A 16,972-nucleotide genomic window follows, 5' to 3' on the forward strand; every position below is an offset into this window, starting at 1 on the left:
GTCGGCTTGAAACACCTGAATGTGCGAGACCCATGACAAGAATCTTTTCTGCCTCACGCCTTACAACATTTCTTTCAGTTCTGGCTTTTTTGGCTTCTCCAATTTCTTTGTATGCCAGCGAATCATCAACAGACCCAGAAGGGCTCAAGGTACAACCCGTCCACGGTATGGCCATGCACGGCGCGCCAAAATATCCGGAAGGGTTTGGTCATTTCGACTACGTTAACCCCAAGGCCCCAAAAGGCGGATCGCTAAAAATGGCTGTAGTGGCCAACGGTTTTGATACCTTCAACCCCTTTGTTATTCGCGGGGTTTCCGCCGCCGGTATTAGTAGCTATCTCTACGACACCCTACTTGAGTACTCGGCAGACGAACCTTTCTCCATGTATGGGCTGATAGCGGAATCCCTGGAAACGCCGGAAGACCGAAGCTATGTGGTTTTCAACCTTAGGCAATCAGCGCGCTTCCAGGATGGCGAGCCCATTAATGCGGAGGACGTGAAATTTTCCTTTGAAACCCTGACGACCAAGGGGCACCCGTTTTACCGGAACTACTATGCGGATGTGAGCAACGTCACTATCGAAAGCCCTCACCGTATCCGTTTCGATTTCCAGGAAACCAGCAACCGTGAATTACCGCTGATTCTCGGCCAGATGCCCATTCTGCCTGCCCACTATTGGGAAGGTCGCGAGTTTGGAAAGAACGGCCTGACTACACCTGTCGGCAGCGGCGCCTATCGTATCGGTAGTTTTGAAGCAGGCCGCACAATTGAGTATGAGCGGCAGGACGATTATTGGGCGAAAGATCTTGCGGTACGCAAAGGCCGGTTGAATTTTGACCGTGTTCGCTATGACTACTATACCGACGACACCGTGGCTCTGGAGGCTTTCAAAGCGGGTAGCTTTGATTTCAGAGTTGAAACCTCTGCCAAAAACTGGGCAACCGCCTACACCGGTGAAAGGTTTGAGAACGGCACTATCATTACCGAAGCCATTGAACACCATCGCCCCACCGGCATGCAGGGCTTTGTGTTCAACACCCGCAAAAAGGTGTTCAGCGATCCCCTGGTACGGGAAGCACTCACTTACGCTTTCGATTTTGAGTGGACCAACAAGAATCTGTTCTATGGTCAATATGACCGCACCAACAGTTACTTCGAAAACAGCGAACTTGCTGCAACCGGCCTGCCAACTGGCCGGGAACTCGAAATACTCGAGGCTTACAAGGACAGATTGGATGAGGACATTTTCACCAAGGCGTTTGAAGCCCCTTCCACCGAAGGTAAGCAAGGCCTGAGAGGCAACCTCAGAACAGCGATGGAACTTCTGCGTTCGGCAGGCTACGAAGTTCGCGACGGGAAAATGGTTCATACAGAAACAGGCAAACAATTGGCCTTCGAGATTCTGCTGTTCCAGAAAACCTTTGAGCGCGTTGTACTGCCTTTCAAAAATAACCTCGCCCGCCTTGGTATTGACATGTCTGTACGCTTGGTAGACAGCAATCAATACGTTCAACGCGTGCGTGAATTTGACTACGACATGATTACCCAGGCCATCGGCCAGTCAGATTCTCCTGGCAACGAGCAGCGCGAGTATTGGCACTCATCCACTGTAGACACAAACGGCTCCCGTAACTATGCCGGCGTAAATGATCCAGTGGTGGACGAACTGGTAAGCCTGGTGATTCAGGCCCCAGACCGGGACGAGCTGGTACAGCGCACACGCGCCCTCGATAGAGTGTTACTTCAAGGGCATTACGTGGTGCCACACTGGCACCTTGCTAAAGATCGCGTTGCCTACTGGAGCCACCTGAAGCATCCGGATAAGACGCCCAAAAACGGTACCGACCTCGACGATTGGTGGGCAGAGCCCTGAGGAAGTAGCCGCTAAATGGGCATTTACATACTTCGGCGCCTCGCGCTGATCATCCCTACTCTGATCGGCATTCTGCTGCTCAACTTCGTGATCATTCAGGCTGCGCCTGGCGGACCAGTTGAGCAATTGATTGCCGAAATGGAGGGTCATGGCGGCAGTGCCCTGGCCCGTGCAGGTGGTGGCGACACAGGTGGTGAGGTTTCCAGCGCTTCCGGTGACAGCAGGGGGTCCCGAGGCATTCCTGATGAAATGCTGAAAGAAATCGAAGTAATGTATGGCTTTGATAAACCCGCCCACGAGCGTTTCTTTAAAATGCTCAAAGACTACGCCACATTCAACTTCGGTGATTCTTTTTTCCGCGAGCGGAGCGTAACCGAACTTATTGTCGACAAGATGCCCGTGTCCATATCGCTTGGGCTCTGGTCTACCCTGATCATCTACTTCATTTCCATACCCCTTGGTATTCGCAAAGCGGTGTCAGACGGTTCCCGGTTCGATGTATGGAGCAGTTCAGCCATTGTCATCGGTTACGCCATTCCGGGCTTTCTGTTCGCGATCCTGCTCATCGTCATTTTTGCCGGTGGCAGTTACTTCGATTGGTTCCCTCTACGGGGATTAACGTCCTCCAACTTCGATCAGATGAATTGGTATCAGCAAGTTGGCGATTATTTCTGGCATCTCGCACTCCCGGTGACCGCCAATGTGATCGGCGGCTTCGCCACACTCACCCTGCTAACCAAGAACTCATTTCTTGATGAAATCGGTAAGCACTACGTCGTCACAGCCAGAGCCAAGGGTCTGGATGAAAAGCAGGTTCTGTACGGCCATGTGTTCCGCAACGCCATGCTGATTGTAATTGCCAGCCTGCCCGGTGTTCTCGTTTCACTGTTCTTTACTGGCTCTCTTTTGATTGAGGTAATCTTCTCCCTCGATGGCCTTGGTTTGCTTGGATTTGAAGCGGCGCTTAACCGGGACTATCCAGTTATTTTCGGCACCCTCTTTATATTTACGCTGATGGGCCTCGCTCTGAAGTTGATCAGCGACATCACCTATGTGCTCGTAGATCCTCGCATCGACTTTGAAAGCCGGGAGGGTGCGTAACGTGAAGGCGCTGACTCCCATTCAACAACGTCGTTTGCGTAACTTTCGCAATAACCGCCGAGGTTACTGGTCGTTGTGGGCGTTTCTGGCAATTTTTGGGCTGACTCTGGTGGCCGAACTAATTGCAAACGACAAACCTCTGGTCATTTCGTATCAGGACACACTTTACTTTCCGGTGATAGAAAACGTACCCGAGGAAACCTTTGGTGGATTCTTGCCAACAGATGCCGATTACCGGGATCCTTTTATAGCTGAGGAGATTTTGGCTAATGGCTGGATGCTCTGGCCGCCGATCCGGTTCAGCTACGATACGATAAATTATGACCTTAAGGTGCCCTCACCTGCACCGCCAAGCTCCGTAAACTGGTTGGGGACTGACGACCAGGGGCGGGATGTTGCCGCACGAGTCATTTACGGCTTCCGCCTTTCGGTTTTGTTCGGCCTTACGCTCACCTTTGCCAGCTGCATTGTTGGCGTGATGGTTGGTGCCATCCAGGGCTTTTACGGCGGCAAGATCGACTTGATAGGCCAGCGTTTTATCGAAATTTGGTCGGGGCTGCCGGTACTGTACCTGTTGATTATTCTCTCGGGCATTGTGCAACCAAACTTTTGGTGGCTGCTCGGTATTATGTTGATGTTCAGTTGGATGGGTTTGGTTGATGTGGTTCGCGCCGAATTCCTTCGGGCACGTAACTTTGAATACGTCAAAGCTGCGAGGGCGCTGGGGCTGGATAATCGGAAAATCATGTTCCGCCACATTCTACCCAATGCCATGGTGGCAACCCTGACCTTCCTGCCATTTATCCTAACTGGCGCCATTACTGGCCTGACCTCGCTGGACTTCCTGGGCTTTGGTTTGCCGTCCGGTTCGCCGTCTCTCGGGGAGCTGATTGCCCAAGGCAAGGCCAACCTGCATGCGCCCTGGCTGGGTATTTCAGCCTTCGCTTCCTTATCACTGATGCTGACTCTGCTGGTTTTCGCAGGGGAAGCCGTGCGGGATGCCTTTGATCCCCGAAAGAACGGTTAAGAGGGCGCTGATATGAGTGAACTGTTAGAAATCACCAATCTCTCGGTTTCCTTCAACAAGGGGCCAAAGGCCGTCGATTCTATATCCCTCAGCCTGAACAAAGGAGAAACTCTGGCACTGGTTGGTGAAAGCGGTTCAGGTAAATCCGTTACTGCACTGTCGGTTTTGCGACTTCTGGATGAACGTTACGCGAGCTACCCCACAGGCGACATTCGTTATCGGGGTGAAAACCTTCTGCAGGCCTCTGAGAAGCGCTTACGCCAGGTTCGCGGGCGTGAAATCAGCATGATTTTTCAGGAGCCCATGACCTCTCTGAACCCGCTCCACAACATCGAGAAGCAAATCAGCGAAACCCTGGAACTGCACAAGGGCATGCGCGGGCCTCAAGCGAGACAGCGCTGCCTGGAACTGTTAACGCTGGTTGGTATCGAAAGCCCCGAGAGCCGCCTTGGCGCCTATCCGCACCAGCTTTCCGGTGGCCAGAAGCAGCGTGTGATGATTGCCATGGCACTGGCAAACGAACCGGACTTGCTGATCGCGGATGAACCGACTACTGCACTGGACGTAACCGTTCAAAAACAAGTGCTGGAGCTGTTGCAAGATCTGCAGAAGAAGCTCGGAATGGCCATTTTGCTGATTACTCACGACCTCACCATTGTGCGCCGTTATGCCAGTCGCGTTGCGGTCATGGAACATGGCAAACTGGTCGAGCAAGCTGAAACGGCTACATTGTTTGCTTCTCCCAGCCACCCTTATACCCGCAAACTTCTTAGTGCTGAGCCCCCAGAAGCTCCTCAAGCTACCCCAAAGAGTGACCGGCCACTATTGAGTGTCAGTAGCCTGGATGTCCGCTTCCCCACCCGCAAGGGGCTGTTCGGCAAGGTTAAAGAGCATTTCCATGCAGTCAAACAAGTCAGCTTCAGCCTCGACCGTGGCCAGACTCTAGGGATTGTGGGGGAAAGCGGAAGTGGTAAAACCACCATTGGCCATGCCATTCTGAAGCTTACGGGAAGCACTGGCAGCATAAAGTTAGACGGCCAGGAACTGTCAGAACTGAACCAAAGCGCCTTCCGGCCTTGGCGCCGGCGTGTTCAGATCGTCTTTCAGGATCCTTTTGGCAGCCTGAGCCCGCGAATGTCCATTGCCGAAATCGTTCGTGAAGGACTTGAGATACACGATGCTGACAACCGAGATACTCACGACGACAAAGTGATTACGGCGCTTAAGGATGTGGGGCTCGACCCTGAAGCAAGGCACCGCTACCCCCACGAGTTCTCTGGTGGCCAGCGCCAGCGCATTGCCATTGCCCGTGCGCTGGTTTTGCAGCCGGACCTTATTATTCTGGATGAACCCACATCGGCCCTGGATCGCACCGTACAAAAACAGGTCATCGAACTGCTTCGGGATATTCAGGCACGCTATGGTCTAAGCTATATTTTTATCAGTCACGATCTTGCGGTTGTCCGGGCGCTTAGCCACCAGTTGTTGGTGCTTCGGCAGGGTGCGATTGTAGAATTTGGAGAGGCCGACGACGTTTTCCGGGCTCCCGCAGAAGAATACACGCAAGAGTTGCTGCACGCGGCTTTTTTCTACCAGACGAAAAATGCCAATATCACTACGACTATTTGAGCGTTACTCCTGCCGGCTTACTTCGGGGATAATGCTCTAAAATCAGGAACACAGGGAGAAAGATCCATGGGTATACTCAGTGGTAAAAGAGCGCTGATTGTTGGCGTAGCCAGCAAACTGTCCATTGCTTACGGTATTGCAGACGCCTTTGCCCGCGAAGGTGCGGAACTGGCTTTCACCTACCAGAACGACAAGTTGCAGCCGCGAGTAGAGAAATTTGCCGAAGGCTGGGGCAGCAAGCTTATATTCCCTTGCGACGTAGCCAGTGATGAAGAAATTGAAAATGTGTTCAAGGAACTGAACAAGCACTGGGACAACATCGACATTATTGTTCATGCCGTTGGCTTCGCGCCTGGGCACGAGCTTGATGGCAACTATGTTGATGTGACCACACGTGAAGGCTTCAAGATCGCCCACGACATCAGCTCCTATAGCTTTGTCGCTCTAGCGAAGGGTGCACGCTCAATGATGCACGAAGGCAGCTCCTTACTAACCCTCACCTATCTGGGCGCCGAGAAGGTTCTTCAGAACTATAACGTGATGGGGCTTGCCAAAGCCTCTCTGGAAGCGAACGTTCGCTACATGGCGGCCAGCCTCGGTCGCGATGGTATTCGAGTGAACGGTATTTCTGCCGGGCCGATCAGAACCCTGGCTGCCTCTGGCATCAAGAGTTTCCGTAAGATGCTGGCGGAAAACGCCCGTCGCGCCCCGCTTCGTCGCAACGTAACCATTGATGAAGTGGGTAATGCAGCCGCATTCCTGACGTCAGATATGGCCAGCGGTATTACCGGTGAGATCATGTATGTAGACGGTGGATTCAATATCACCGGCATGGGTGAGTTGGAGGAGTAATTCGTTGCATGTCATGGGGAAAGTCAGCCTTGAGCTGGCTTTCCTTCAGCTTAAGCAAAATGGTCTTAGCTAGGGCGTTTCCATTGCGCTAGCCACAGCCTCTGTCCATTCCACATACGCAGTCTGAGCTGATTCAACAATTTGCATCCCTACCAGATAGCCAGCCCTTTCCGGGCGACACCAGACAACCTCCACAGTCAGAACAAACGGCTCTTCATGGTTCCCCAGTGACACTGACACTGGGTACAAGGCGCCAGTCGACAGGCACTCCTCGGAAAGCAGACAAAGCCCGCTGGCGGAAATATCACGTATGTCGCATGCCATTTCTCGCCCAGAGGAACCCGGTATGCCTTCCGATGCAGGGTACTCTGCTTCCAACTCAAGAGTAATTTGTGCACGGGCCGTTAGGCGGTACTGCATACGGTTATCCTGCCCGCCAGCAGGATCTTCCAGTGTTCCAAAGGTGTAGTCAGTGTCTTTCATTATTTTTCCTGGCTTTTTGTTTTTGGACCAATCAGTTACGCCCGACACGAATACGGCCAACCACCCTGCTTAGCGTGTCATCAAACTCTGCAGCACCACCAAGAATACGAATCCGTTCCTCGACAATTCCCAGCACGAGTTCATCTTCTAAAAACTCACGGCGATTAAGCCCAAGCCGGTCGACGAAGATCAGCTTTCTCGAGGCATTGGTGCGGACAGCAAGTTTGAGCCTGGCGTCTTCCGTTTCAGGCTCCTCTGCTTTCACCACAATCCAGCCACCAAGGCTTATCTCATCGACCTGTTTTTGCGCAATCAGGGTCTTTTCCCTGTGGAGCCTTTCCTGCTCCGCCTGCTCATCTGCCAGCCGTTGGTCTTCAGCTTCCTGTCGCTGACGCTCCTGCGTTTGCAGGCGCTTAGCTTCCTGTTCCTTGCGCGCAAGTTCAGCCGCCTCCTTTTCTTTGCGCAGCGCTTCAGCACGGGCTTTCGCCGCCGCCGCAGCAGCCTCACGCTGAACCCGTTGCTTATCATATGCCGCCGCGAGTAGGAGAACGGTTTCTTCAAGCACATCACCAAATGGCGTAGCTGCAGGGAGAGGACGAATGCTTCCGCGCTCCTTGGCTTCACAGAAGGCATCCCAGGGCTGCAAGCCAAGCTTTACACCTGTACCGTTGGTCCAGAGTATTTCAGCTGTATCTTCCAGCAAAACACAGAAAAAACGACGCTGTTCAGATGCACCCTCACCTTCAACGAACCACATTCCCTCAAACGGCTGAAACTGGTTGTTCTCTATACTTTCAAAGCTGAGCCAGGATGGGTTCCATGTGAAATTGCGGCTTTCGGGTAGTGCGTTGGTCAATTCGGGGGTTTCGCCACGCAATCTCGACATCATTACCGTCCCGATGCCGGCAAGCGCGTTAGGTGTAAGAGGGCGATCAAACACGCGACTCCATACATCCACCAGTCGGTCTCCAATCTGCTCACCAACATGGTATAGACGATCTCTGTCTTTATCTGACAGGGAGGGGTCACCTACCCATACCAGCCACTCCAGCAACTTGCTGCCGTGGCGACACGCTTCACCGTTGACACCTGAATCCCACACAGTTTGCTTAAGAAGGCCCTGCCAATGATCAAAAATAAAATCGAGTACTGGCTGAGGTAACTTCCGCCCCTGCAAAGCACGTCCGATCAGCGCTCTGGAAGTGTGCTCCGCACGTCGCTGGCGCGCTGCGCCCTGCTCGGTTTCCTGCAAACGTTGGCGTAGCTTTCCGGTGTGGGCATCACGCTTGGCTGTATCCTCCTGCCACTGAGCACAAAATGTGTCCACAGCGCTGGTTGAGCCAGAATTGAAACCCGCAGAAACGGCAACAACCAACGTGTCCAACTGATCGAGAAGTGCTTTTGATGAGCGTCCACCGGAATCACTCCATCCACGCCATTCCTGCAGACTGTCAAGCCACTCCAGCAATATGTTACTAAAAGCCTGGTGACCATCGATATTCATCCGCCATGCAAGATAGAAGCGCAACCGGGCAATACGCCGGGCAATCTCGGTATGCAACCCACTTGTTTTGAGGAATACATCCATGATGCGATCGGCCACGTAGGCGGCATTGATTTGACGCACCGACCAATCAAGGTGCACTGAACGAATAACGTGGGTTACTCGCTCATCCCGTTGCTCTGTCCAGCATGAAAACAGCAGCGACTTCCAATCGCTGGCGGTTTCTGGTGACAACTTACCCGCGGGGTAAGGAAGGTTGGGAACACGGATACCGGCAAGCACATCATCAATTTTTTCGGCAACCGCCTTCCGCGAAGCCACCTGGTGGGACTTCGGCCTATTTTGTGACATCCATTCCCCATGCTCAAGAAGCGTTGAAAAGGCCCAGTAAATAAAGCAGTATAACGAACTCGCCGGGGTTCACCACAACTGCGCCCGGCGTTATTCGCGTTAATCTGCAGTCCTGCTGGCTTATTTCACAGTACAGCCAGGCTACAATGAAAAGAATCGGGGAAACCGCAAACAATGTCCGGCAATAAACTTGAAAATTTGAACGTGGCGAGCCAGGAAACACTGATTACCCCTGAAAAGCTCAAACAGGATATGCCGCTCACTGGTAAGGCTGCGCAAACCGTTACGAATGGCCGCCAGGCGATTTATGACATTATTGACGGTAAAGACCATCGTTTGTTCCTGGTGGTGGGCCCCTGCTCTATTCACGACGTGGACGCGGCCCGTGATTACGCCATCCGGCTCAAAAAACTTGCAGATGAAGTCAGCGACACCCTGCTGATCGTTATGCGTGTGTATTTTGAAAAACCACGCACAACCGTAGGCTGGAAAGGTTTGATCAACGACCCGCACCTGAACGACACCTTTGATATCGAACGGGGCCTGCAACTTGGTCGTCGCCTCTTACTCGACATTAACGAGCTGGGGTTACCTGTTGCCACCGAAGCGCTTGATCCGATTTCGCCCCAATACCTCCAGGACTCTATTGCCTGGTCCGCCATTGGCGCCCGCACCACGGAATCCCAAACTCACCGTGAGATGAGCAGCGGTCTTTCCATGGCCATCGGCTTTAAAAATGGCACAGATGGCAGCCTTGATGTTGCCGTAAACGCCATGAAATCTGTTTCCTACTCCCATAACTTCCTGGGCATCGATCAGCAAGGCCAGGTGGCGATCATTCGCACCAAAGGTAACCGGTATGGGCATGTGGTTTTGCGTGGCGGAGGCGGAAAGCCTAATTACGATTCAGTCAGTGTGACCCTGTGCGAGCAAGCACTCGACAAGGCCGGCCTGCGCAAATCCATCATGGTTGATTGCAGCCACGCTAACTCCAGCAAAGATCCCGCCATTCAGCCACTGGTTATGCAGGACGTCAGCCACCAGATCCTTGAAGGCAACACTTCTATTCAAAGCCTGATGATTGAAAGCAATATCAACTGGGGTAACCAGTCTATTCCTGAGAATCTCGCAGACCTTAAATACGGTGTATCGGTTACCGATGCCTGTATCGACTGGGAAACCACCGAGAAAGCCATTCGCGACATGCGCAATAAACTGAAAGACGTGTTGCCGAAGAGAAAAACAACCTGAGTTTTTAATCAGGGTATAAAAAAACGGGGAGCCAGCGGCTCCCCGTTTTTGTTTGCCCGGTTCTGAAAGTCAGGCTGTCAGGCTTGGCAAGCCGCCTACCCAATCCAGCCGATTCCTTAAAGCAACGACATGGCCGACGATAACGAGAGTGGGTGCCTGCACGCCTTCATCGTTTACCCGCTGCACAATGGTTTCCAGATTGCCGGTAACGACCAGTTGATCACGGGTCGTACCTTTGGAAATCAGAGCAACCGGCATGTCCGGTGCCATTCCATGCTTTATCAACTGTTCACAGATAATCGGGAGGCCAACCAGGCCCATGTAAAACACCAGCGTCTGGTTGTTTTGTACAAAATCTTTCCAGGGTAAATCGCAGGTATTATTTTTAAGATGGCCCGTCACAAAGCGCACGGATTGTGCGTAATCACGATGGGTCAGCGGAATGCCGGCATAGGCCGCGCACCCGGACGCTGCCGTAATTCCCGGCACAACTTGAAACCGAATTCCAGCCCCGGCGAGGGTCTCGATTTCCTCACCACCACGGCCAAAGATAAACGGGTCTCCACCTTTAAGCCTGACGACCCGAAAGCCCTGTTTGGCTAAATCCACTAATCTTTGGTTGATCTGATCCTGGGGTAGCGTGTGGTTAGCACGCTGCTTGCCAACATGGATCTTTTCTGCCGAATCAGGAATCAACGCAAGAATCTCCGGCGACACCAATCGGTCGTATAGCACCACCTCTGCAGCAGTAATAAGACGCCATGCTTTCAGCGTGAGCAACTCCGGATCCCCGGGGCCCGCGCCCACCAGAGCAACCTCACCCGCCGAACTGTTGGGGTTAGAGGTAACCGGATTCGTTCTGTAGCGGACCGGTGCAGGCGTTGCACCCACACCTGATCCAACCTGTTGCCCGTGTTTGTCGCTCATTGAATACGCTCGGCGCCACCCATGTATGGCTTGAGGGCCGTGGGAATAAGAATACTTCCGTCCGCTTGCTGGTAATTCTCCATAACAGCAATAAGGGCTCGGCCAACTGCCAGGCCGGAACCGTTCAGTGTATGCACTGGCTCCGGCTTTCCGGTTTCCGGGTTGCGCCAGCGGGCACCCATTCGGCGGGCCTGGAAGTCGCGGGTGTTGGAGCATGAGGAAATTTCACGGTACTTGCCTTGCCCCGGCAGCCAGACTTCAATGTCGTAGGTTTTTGCAGCTGAAAAACCCATATCGCCGCCGCACAAAGCGACCAGCCTATACGGCAATTCAAGTAACTGAAGTACTTTTTCGGCATGACCGGTAAGTGCTTCCAGTGCCGCATCGGATTCTTCGGGACGAACCACCTGAACCAACTCAACCTTATCGAATTGGTGCTGGCGAATCATGCCACGGGTATCACGGCCGTATGAGCCTGCTTCGCTACGGAAGCAAGGTGTATGACAAACCATTTTCAGAGGCAACTCGGCGGCGTCAAGAATCGTGTCTGATACCAGGTTTGTTACCGGTACTTCCGCGGTCGGTATCAGATAGAGCGATGGCTCGCCCTGCATCTTGAACAGATCATCTTCAAACTTTGGTAACTGGCCCGTGCCATATAGCGCATCGGCGTTGACCAGATAAGGCACATAGGTTTCGGAATAACCATGCTCATCTGTGTGCAGGTTGAGCATGAACTGTGCAAGAGCGCGGTGCAGTCGAGCGACTTGCCCCCGCATGACCGCAAACCGGGAGTGTGCAAGCCGGGTGGCGGTTTCAAAGTCCAGGCCACCGAGTTCACCCCCCAGTGCAACGTGATCCTTAGGCTCGAAATCAAACGCTTTGGGCGTACCCCAGGTACGAACTTCAACGTTGTCTTCTTCGCTGTCACCGGGGGTTACTTCTGCATCCGGAAGATTCGGAATGCCGGCCAGGAATTCATTGATCTCCTGCTGCAGAACATTCAGCTCCTTTTCCGCCTCCGATTTGCGAGACTTCAGGCTCTCTACTTCGTCCAGCAACGGCTGAATATCTTCGCCTGCTGCTTTCGCCTTACCGATGGACTTCGACTTTTTATTCTGCTCGCTCTGCAAGTTTTCTGTACTTACCTGAAGGGCGCGGCGACGCTCTTCCAGAGTTTCGAAAGCGGCGATGTCAAATACGAAGTTCTTGATGGCCAGCCGGCGGGCGATCTCTTCAGTCTGGTTACGGACGAGTTTGGGATCGAGCATGGGTATCCTGGATTTTCCGGTTTACGATGTATGTAGAATAACTCACCATTATACCCGTGCCGGCGCCGGTGGCTACCGCTGCAGAATCCTTGTTCGAGGTTCAGGTATGACGTTTTCTTGGGCTTTGTTGATTGAGAGCATCCAGCCGCTGGCGCTTTTCGGAGAGTTTGATTTCCAGACCCCGGTTTACGGGCTCATAGTACCTGCGTTGGTGAATGGCCTCCGGCAGATAAGACTCACCTGCCGCAAAGGCATCCGGCTCATGGTGCGCGTAACGATAGGTGTCGCCATGGCCCAGGCTTTTCATGAGTTTGGTGGGGGCGTTGCGCAGATGCACCGGAACCTCATAATCCGGATCGCTCCGTATGTCAGCCATGCACTGATTGTACGCTTTATAAACTGCATCGCTTTTCGGCGACAGCGCGAGATAAGTTACCGCCTGTGCCAGGGCAAGCTCTCCTTCAGGACTGCCCAAGCGCTCCTGAACATCCCAGGCATCCATACTCAACTGCAGCGCGCGAGGGTCAGCATTACCTATATCTTCACTCGCGATGCGCACCAGACGGCGAGCAACGTACAGTGGATCACAACCCCCATCAAGCATCCGACACAGCCAATAAAGCGAGCCATCGGGGTCTGAGCCCCTTACAGACTTGTGCAGAGCTGATATCTGGTCGAAGAATACGTCTCCGCCCTTATCGAAGCGTCGCAAACTGGTTTGCATCACCTGTTCGAGGTGTTCTGCACTAACCCGGTTTTTCCCGTCGTTGCCTGGCTCCGCCAGATCCGCCGAAATCTCCAGAATGTTCAGCGCTCTGCGCGCATCCCCGCCGGATGCAGAGGCCATTACCTGCAACACTTCGTCCGACACTGCAAGCTGGCCACCAAACCCCTCTTCTGCCGCGAGGGCCCTGCTCAATAGTTGCAGAATGTCGGCTTCTTCCAGGTTTTTGAGGACGTATACACGGGTGCGGGACAGCAATGCACTATTCAGTTCAAATGAAGGATTCTCGGTGGTAGCACCGACAAAAATAAACGTGCCGTCTTCGATGTGCGGCAGAAAGGCGTCTTGCTGGCTTTTGTTGAAGCGGTGGACTTCGTCCACAAACAGCAGTGTATCCTGACCTTGGGATTGCTTGCGGTTGCGGGCGCGTTCAACAATGGCGCGAATGTCCTTAACACCACTGAGTACGGCTGAAACCGTCTCAAAACTGAGATCGCCAACGCTTGCCAACAGTTGTGCAAAGGTAGTTTTGCCAACCCCAGGCGGCCCCCATAAAATCATGGAGTGGAGCTGCGCCTGCTCTACCGCTCTACGCAGCGGTTTCCCGGGACCCACAAGATGCGCCTGCCCAACATAGTCGTCGAGGCTTTCAGGGCGCATGCGGGCCGCGAGAGGCCGGAAGCCGACCTGCTCGGTGAACAGGCTATTCTGCATATCAGCCTTCGTCCCGGATTACGTCTACGCCCTCCGGGTACTCAAGCTTGAACACGCTTTTTTCCACGGATTCATTCAGCCGAATGTGATCAAAACTCAGCACGCTGAGCTGCGCCAGGGAATCCTGCATACGCATCTCCTGCAACTCATTCTTGAAAAAAGTCAGGCGCAGAGACACAAACAACGAATCCTCGTTTTTAGGCTCAAGTGTGAACTCCCGGGTATCCTCGCTCACCTGGCGGCCGGAAACCCTGTAGGTCTCTTCCAGGTTATCAACCTCGCCACTCAGCAGCAGCGCGGGTGTGCTTTGCACCCGGTCATCCAGATTGTGCACGGTTACCTGTTCAAGGTCCGGATCGTACACCTCTACACTGCTTCCATCACTCACAATAAACTGGGACAAAGGTGCACGGGTTTCCCAGTAAAACAGCCCAGGCCGTTTGGCTTTCAGGGAGCCACGGGTTTCCTGAACGTTGTCCCCGTTCTCACTGACCACGATCTGGATAAAGTCTGCCTGATAAGTTTCGTAGCTTTTCAGCAGGGAGGCCAGCTCCGTTGCTGAGCTCTCTTTACTATCCGCCATCAGTGAATTGCTGAACGTAAGTGCTACCACCAATGTCGCAACCAATGCCGACAGGCGCTTCAGGAAAATCTGTTGCATACAATAGAACTCCTAATCTCTGGGTGGGGGCGGTGCCAGAACTTCACGGGCTCCGTTATGGCCGGCTGAACTGACCACTCCGGATGCTTCCATAGCTTCTACCAGGTTGGCCGCCCGGTTATAACCTATCTTGAATTTCCGTTGCACGGAGGAAATAGACACCCTGCGCCCTTCCGTTACAAACGCTACGGCTTCATCAAAAAGCGCATCACCTTCATTGTCGCCACCCTCAGAGAGAGTGGGCACACCCGGCAGGTGCTCGCCTTCAGCGCCGTTAAGCACATCGTCTACGTACACAGGCTCGCCTCTGGCCTTCCAGGCACTCACGACCCGGTGCACTTCGTCATCATCTACAAAGGCGCCATGCACACGCACAGGCAGACCAGAACCGGGTGGCAGATAAAGCATGTCACCATGTCCGAGAAGCTGCTCGGCACCGCCCTGATCGAGCACCGTGCGGGAGTCAATCTTGGACGATACCTGGAACGAAATACGGGTTGGAATGTTTGCTTTGATAAGGCCGGTAATTACATCCACCGACGGCCTCTGCGTTGCCAGGATCAAGTGGATACCGGCCGCTCTCGCCTTCTGGGCGATACGCGCGATCAGCTCTTCTACCTTCTTGCCAACAATCATCATCATGTCGGCAAACTCATCGATAACAACAACGATCAACGGCAAATGTTCAAGCTCCGGGCGTTGTTGCTCATCGTCCGCAAGGTACTCGTCAGGCTTCCACAGCGGGTCCAGCAATGGTTCACCGGCGGCAGCTGCCTCTTTAACTTTAAGATTGTAGCCAGCAAGGTTTCGTACGCCTTGCGTGGACATTAGCCGGTATCGACGCTCCATCTCTGCCACGCACCAACGCAGTGCATTTGCAGCCTCTTTCATGTCGGTAACAACGGGCGCCAGCAGGTGGGGAATACCATCGTAGATGCTGAGTTCCAGCATCTTGGGGTCCACCATGATGAAGCGAACATCCTCAGGCCCTGCCTTCAAAAGCATACTGAGCAGCATGGCGTTTACGCCGACAGATTTACCGGAACCAGTGGTACCGGCAACCAGCAGGTGAGGCATTTTGGCGAGGTTGGCAACCATGGGATTGCCGCCAATATCGTTACCCAGAGCCATGGTGAGCGCCGAACTGGATTCTTTGAATACACGAGAACCGAGGACTTCGCTAAGCCGAACGATTTCCCGCTTTTCATTGGGAATCTCGATGCCGACCACTGATTTACCGGGAATAACCTCCACAACCCGCACACTTAGTACCGCAAGTGAGCGCGCCAGGTCTTTGGCAAGATTGGAAATTCTACTGACTTTTACGCCCGCTGCCGGTTTGATCTCAAAGCGAGTGATCACTGGGCCAGGGTTAACTTCAACCACTTCTACAGACACACCAAAATCCCCCAGCTTTTCCTCAAGCAATCGGGACATGTGCTCCAGAGCTTCTTCGGAGTAACCGCTTTCCTTGTGCTCCTCGGGTGGGTCAAGCAGAGATATAGGCGGAATCGGGCTCTCTATATCCTCCAGCAACGAAGGCTGAGAGTTTTTTGCATTGTTTGTCGGTGGTTGTTCATTCTTTTTGAACGGGGATATCTTCAGAGCACGCCCACCGGCGGCTGGCGGTGTTTTTTCCTTGTTTGATTCCGATGGCTGGCTGCGAGCTTTCGCTGGCGCATCGTCCCGGGAGCTGAAACTTTCCAGGCGTGCAGGTTCGGAATCTTCATTGGCAGAAAAACCGTCAATCGCAGGTTCCTGCCGCTCGCTGGCTCGGGCTTTTAGCTTGGGAGCCTTGGCTGGCCCAAACCCGGGAATACTATGCCACCATCGTTTAGCTGGTTTGTCCTGCATAGCATCATTGTCAGGTTGGCTAATCCGGGCGGTTGATTTTGGCTTTGTCTCGACAGCACTTAACTCAGGCTGGGCAGGTTTCTCCGCGGCCGTCTTCGTTTTATCTGACTGCACAAGCTTTTTAAGGTACTGCCCGAAGCGAAGGGTAAGGCCACCAAGCTGATCCATAAGCCAGAACCATGACAAACCAACCGTCACTGTCAGGGCAAAGAGAAAGATCGCTATAAGCAAAAGCGTGGTTGCAGGCAGGTTAAAAAAGCGAATCATTGCGTCTGAAACAGCGGTGCCGAGCACTCCCCCTGACGAGGCACCAAGACCAAATACAGAGTAGAGTGAGAGAAGACTGGTCGCGGACAGCAAGATCAACAGAAAGCCACCGAATCGCATCAGAAACAGCGGCCAGTGCAGATCCAGAGAATCATTACGCCTACGGATCAGCATGATGGCGTAGCCTGCCACCATCATCGGGAACAGATAGGCGACGTGACCGAAAAAATCCATCAGAAGGCTTGCCAGCCAAGCACCAGAACGGCCCGCCGCGTTCAACACGCTAGTGTCGTGCCCGATGCTCGCCCAACCAGGGTCTGCAGGATTAAAGGTGACAAGTGCCATGGCCAAATAGATGCAAAGGGCAATAAGCCCGATCACCGCACCTTCACGGGCACCCTGTGCAGCAAGGCGACGGAAGCGCAGCTGTTTCTCTGTCAGGTTCTGTGGTGATTGCTTCGCTTTTGCAGATTCGGCCATGA

General features: G+C 53.4%; 12 protein-coding genes and 1 pseudogene. 6 read left to right on the forward strand and 7 right to left on the reverse strand.

Annotation, left to right across the window (positions count from 1 at the left end; all coding sequences use genetic code 11):
• The first annotated feature begins 173 nt into the window (after nt 1–173).
• The 5 genes from Q0824_RS02515 to Q0824_RS02535 all read left to right on the forward strand — a co-directional run bounded on the left by Q0824_RS02515 (nt 174) and on the right by Q0824_RS02535 (nt 6,483).
• On the forward strand, nt 174–1,874 hold the full coding sequence (locus Q0824_RS02515) for an extracellular solute-binding protein (protein ID WP_298449487.1): 1,701 nt from the start codon (nt 174–176) through the stop codon (nt 1,872–1,874).
• Nucleotides 1,875–1,889: 15 nt separating this feature from the next.
• Complete coding sequence (locus Q0824_RS02520) at nt 1,890–2,975, forward strand: microcin C ABC transporter permease YejB (protein ID WP_298447238.1); 1,086 nt, start codon at nt 1,890–1,892, stop codon at nt 2,973–2,975.
• Between the two features lies 1 nt (nt 2,976).
• Complete coding sequence (locus tag Q0824_RS02525) at nt 2,977–4,002, forward strand: ABC transporter permease (protein WP_298447240.1); 1,026 nt, start codon at nt 2,977–2,979, stop codon at nt 4,000–4,002.
• Nucleotides 4,003–4,014: 12 nt separating this feature from the next.
• Nucleotides 4,015–5,631 carry an ABC transporter ATP-binding protein gene (locus Q0824_RS02530; RefSeq protein ID WP_298447242.1) on the forward strand — a complete coding sequence of 539 codons (1,617 nt, stop codon included), beginning with the start codon at nt 4,015–4,017 and terminating at the stop codon, nt 5,629–5,631.
• 66 nt (nt 5,632–5,697) lie between these two features.
• Nucleotides 5,698–6,483 (forward strand): enoyl-ACP reductase, encoded by a 786-nt coding sequence (locus tag Q0824_RS02535; RefSeq protein WP_298447244.1) that lies wholly within the window; start codon nt 5,698–5,700, stop codon nt 6,481–6,483.
• Between the two features lie 69 nt (nt 6,484–6,552).
• On the opposite strand, the gene Q0824_RS02540 is transcribed toward Q0824_RS02535, so the two are convergent.
• On the reverse strand, nt 6,553–6,966 hold the full coding sequence (locus tag Q0824_RS02540; RefSeq protein WP_298447247.1) for a PilZ domain-containing protein: 414 nt from the start codon (nt 6,964–6,966) through the stop codon (nt 6,553–6,555).
• A 31-nt stretch (nt 6,967–6,997) separates the two neighbouring features.
• Nucleotides 6,998–8,821 carry a DUF1631 family protein gene (locus Q0824_RS02545; protein WP_298447249.1) on the reverse strand — a complete coding sequence of 608 codons (1,824 nt, stop codon included), beginning with the start codon at nt 8,819–8,821 and terminating at the stop codon, nt 6,998–7,000.
• Nucleotides 8,822–8,995: 174 nt separating this feature from the next.
• Between Q0824_RS02545 and Q0824_RS02550 the strand changes: the two genes are divergently transcribed.
• Complete coding sequence (locus Q0824_RS02550) at nt 8,996–10,072, forward strand: 3-deoxy-7-phosphoheptulonate synthase (protein WP_298447251.1); 1,077 nt, start codon at nt 8,996–8,998, stop codon at nt 10,070–10,072.
• A 69-nt stretch (nt 10,073–10,141) separates the two neighbouring features.
• On the opposite strand, the pseudogene cobA reads toward Q0824_RS02550, so the two are convergent.
• From cobA to Q0824_RS02575, 5 genes and pseudogenes are all read right to left on the reverse strand, one after another.
• Nucleotides 10,142–10,900, reverse strand: a pseudogene (gene cobA, locus Q0824_RS02555) (uroporphyrinogen-III C-methyltransferase); the annotation flags it as partial.
• Nucleotides 10,901–10,995: 95 nt separating this feature from the next.
• Nucleotides 10,996–12,270, reverse strand: coding sequence for a serine--tRNA ligase (gene serS, locus Q0824_RS02560; RefSeq protein WP_298447253.1), 1,275 nt, complete (start codon nt 12,268–12,270; stop codon nt 10,996–10,998).
• Between the two features lie 100 nt (nt 12,271–12,370).
• Entirely contained in the window at nt 12,371–13,708 is a 1,338-nt protein-coding gene (locus Q0824_RS02565; protein ID WP_298447255.1) for a replication-associated recombination protein A, read from the reverse strand.
• A 1-nt stretch (nt 13,709) separates the two neighbouring features.
• A complete protein-coding gene (lolA, locus tag Q0824_RS02570; protein ID WP_298447256.1) occupies nt 13,710–14,369 on the reverse strand; it encodes an outer membrane lipoprotein chaperone LolA in 660 nt (219 codons plus the stop codon).
• A 12-nt stretch (nt 14,370–14,381) separates the two neighbouring features.
• Nucleotides 14,382–16,970, reverse strand: coding sequence for a DNA translocase FtsK (locus Q0824_RS02575; RefSeq protein ID WP_298447258.1), 2,589 nt, complete (start codon nt 16,968–16,970; stop codon nt 14,382–14,384).
• Between the last annotated feature and the right edge of the window lie 2 nt (nt 16,971–16,972).

The organism is uncultured Marinobacter sp., assembly GCF_947488835.1.
In the GTDB taxonomy this organism is placed as follows: domain Bacteria; phylum Pseudomonadota; class Gammaproteobacteria; order Pseudomonadales; family Oleiphilaceae; genus Marinobacter.

Excerpts from the sequence above, each read along its gene's own strand:
- Q0824_RS02515 (WP_298449487.1), top strand. The coding sequence starts at position 174 with ATGCACGGCGCGCCAAAATATCCGGAAGGGTTTGGTCATTTCGACTAC.
- Q0824_RS02520 (WP_298447238.1), top strand. The coding sequence starts at position 1,890 with ATGGGCATTTACATACTTCGGCGCCTCGCGCTGATCATCCCTACTCTG.
- Q0824_RS02530 (WP_298447242.1), top strand. The coding sequence starts at position 4,015 with ATGAGTGAACTGTTAGAAATCACCAATCTCTCGGTTTCCTTCAACAAG.
- Q0824_RS02535 (WP_298447244.1), top strand. The coding sequence starts at position 5,698 with ATGGGTATACTCAGTGGTAAAAGAGCGCTGATTGTTGGCGTAGCCAGC.
- Q0824_RS02540 (WP_298447247.1), bottom strand. The coding sequence starts at position 6,966 with ATGAAAGACACTGACTACACCTTTGGAACACTGGAAGATCCTGCTGGC.
- Q0824_RS02545 (WP_298447249.1), bottom strand. The coding sequence starts at position 8,821 with ATGTCACAAAATAGGCCGAAGTCCCACCAGGTGGCTTCGCGGAAGGCG.
- Q0824_RS02550 (WP_298447251.1), top strand. The coding sequence starts at position 8,996 with ATGTCCGGCAATAAACTTGAAAATTTGAACGTGGCGAGCCAGGAAACA.
- serS (WP_298447253.1), bottom strand. The coding sequence starts at position 12,270 with ATGCTCGATCCCAAACTCGTCCGTAACCAGACTGAAGAGATCGCCCGC.
- Q0824_RS02565 (WP_298447255.1), bottom strand. The coding sequence starts at position 13,708 with ATGCAGAATAGCCTGTTCACCGAGCAGGTCGGCTTCCGGCCTCTCGCG.
- lolA (WP_298447256.1), bottom strand. The coding sequence starts at position 14,369 with ATGCAACAGATTTTCCTGAAGCGCCTGTCGGCATTGGTTGCGACATTG.
- Q0824_RS02575 (WP_298447258.1), bottom strand. The coding sequence starts at position 16,970 with ATGGCCGAATCTGCAAAAGCGAAGCAATCACCACAGAACCTGACAGAG.